Source organism: Daejeonella sp., assembly GCF_030695525.1.
Classification (GTDB): Bacteria; Bacteroidota; Bacteroidia; order Sphingobacteriales; family Sphingobacteriaceae; genus Daejeonella.
In genome coordinates, this window is sequence record NZ_JAUYSS010000033.1 from 1 (window position 1) to 2,273 (window position 2,273).

The 2,273-nt window shown below is 40.6% G+C and carries 1 protein-coding gene; it reads right to left on the reverse strand.

Annotated elements, in window-relative coordinates:
- Positions 1 to 473: 473 nt before the first annotated feature.
- Positions 474 to 1,745 (reverse strand): nucleotide sugar dehydrogenase, encoded by a 1,272-nt coding sequence (locus Q8S11_RS08115; RefSeq protein ID WP_305661585.1) that lies wholly within the window; start codon positions 1,743 to 1,745, stop codon positions 474 to 476.
- Positions 1,746 to 2,273 lie beyond the last annotated feature (528 nt).

A 2,273-nucleotide genomic window follows, 5' to 3' on the forward strand; every position in this document is an offset into this window, starting at 1 on the left:
ATCCATGCAATATCTTTAAACCCTCTCTTCCGGAGAGGGCCAGGATGATCAAGGCATCAACGGCTCAGTAATAAGGGTGAGGCCCTAAAAATGCTCCATTAATGTTATACATGAAATTTCAAGAGTAGCACGCAAGAAACGGCAAATAAACCTACTTCAGCTAAATTTGGTGCTCATCGTGATGAGATTCTTCGTCGCCACACAATTCTACTAACCCGATTGCTATCGGGTTGAGAAAATCCGCTGGCTCCTCTGAATGACAGGTGGTACAAATTTGCTCATTCCTTCTCATCGACAAATAGACAAATCAAATGGATCAAAGAACAAAGAGCAATGAATAAAGACAAGACCCATAGCTTCAAATGAAGTACTCAACCCATTTGCTAACCCGATAGCTATCGGGTTGCTCATTCTCTCATTTGCTCATTCCCTTCCATCCTCAAATAGACAAATTGTCTCATTGACAAATTGAATCAAAGTCTCCCATCCACCCAATCCCTCTTCAGTACAGCCCGGGTATCGAAAAGTACCGTATCCGGATTTTTTATTTTACCAAAATCTATTGAAAGAAATTCATTATGAGCAACTGCAAGAATGATTAGCTGGTATTTTTGTTTATTAATATCAGTGATCATATCTATATTATAATGACTGAAAACCTGTTCTCTCTCAGCCAAAGGGTCATAAACATCAACTTCAATCCCAAATTGAATTAACTCAGTCACAATGTCTATAACCTTGCTGTTTCTAATATCCGGGCAATTTTCCTTGAATGTTATTCCCATCACCAATGCCCTGGAACCTATAGTCTGAATATTCCCTTTTACCATCAGCTTCACACACTTGTTCACAACAAAGGAAGCCATTTGATCATTCACATATCTGCCTGAAAGGATTACTCTTGGATGATAGCCCAAAGATTCGGCCTTAAACGCCAGATAATATGGATCAACACCAATGCAATGTCCACCAACCAGGCCGGGTTTGAAGTTCAGGAAATTCCACTTGGTTGCAGCCGCCTCAAGGACTTCGGCAGTATCGATCTCCATCTTATCAAAGATTAATGCCAATTCGTTAACGAATGAAATATTGACATCCCTTTGCGCATTTTCGATCGCTTTGGAGGCTTCGGCAATTTTAATACTGGAAGCCTTATGTGTGCCTGCATCAATTATTGAGGCATAAAGCCTGTCAACAAGATCTGCAGTTTCGGGATTTGAACCTGAGGTTACCTTTATAATATTTTTTAAGGTATGTACCGGATCACCCGGACTAACCCTTTCGGGGGAGTATGCGCAAAAGAAATCGAGATTGTATTTTAATCCACTTTCTCTTTCAAGCACCGGAACACAATCCTCCTCTGTACAACCCGGATATACGGTCGATTCATAAATCACGATATCTCCCTTCTTTAATATTTTACCGATTGAATGGGAGGCAAGCAACAGGGCTTTCAGGTCGGGTCTTTTATGCTCATCAACAGGAGTAGGAACAGTAATTATATAAATTTTACAAGTCTTTAAATCCGAGTGCTGGGAGGTGATTTTTAGGGTACTGGATTTCAAATCAATGCCTGAAACCTGCATTGTCCGATCCAACCCGCCCCTGAGAGCTTTCACAAGGTTAGCATCCAGATCATAACCTACAGCATCAAATTTCTCTGAAAAAGCAAGCGCTAAAGGCAAACCTACATACCCCAGCCCAATTATTCCTATTTTCAAATCAGGCGACAGTTTAGGTAGCATATAATCTCTAATTGATGGCTGCAAATATATCAATCAAATTAGAAAATGGGAGAATACATGACTGGCAATTGACAAATTGCCTCATCGACAATTTCCAATAATTTGTATGAAATTTTCTACTCCTGGGAATGAGATTCTTCGTCGCCTCATAATTTTACTAACCCGATAGGTATCGGGTTGAGAAATTCGGCTGGCTCCTCTGAATGACAATCGTTACAAAATGCTCAATACCCCCATCGACAAATTGACAAATTAACTCATTGACAAATTATTCTTCCCATTTGCGAAGCCGAAATCACTTTCCGCTCGCACATGTGATTATCCAGGTCGGATTTTCAGACCCGATAGCTATCGGGTTGCGAATTTACCTAGGCGCCATGCCGGTTAAATTCGTCAGTCGCCATTTTGGTGTGCGAAGACGGAATCTACTTTCCGCTCGGCTAAATGATTTCGCAAGTCTTTACCCTCACTGTCAAATAAACAATTCATTACATCCTAAATTATCCATGCAATATCTTTAAACCCTCT

What these genes read in the sequence shown, in the direction of transcription:
- Q8S11_RS08115 (WP_305661585.1), bottom strand. Translation starts at nt 1,745, where the DNA reads ATGCTACCTAAACTGTCGCCTGATTTGAAAATAGGAATAATTGGGCTG.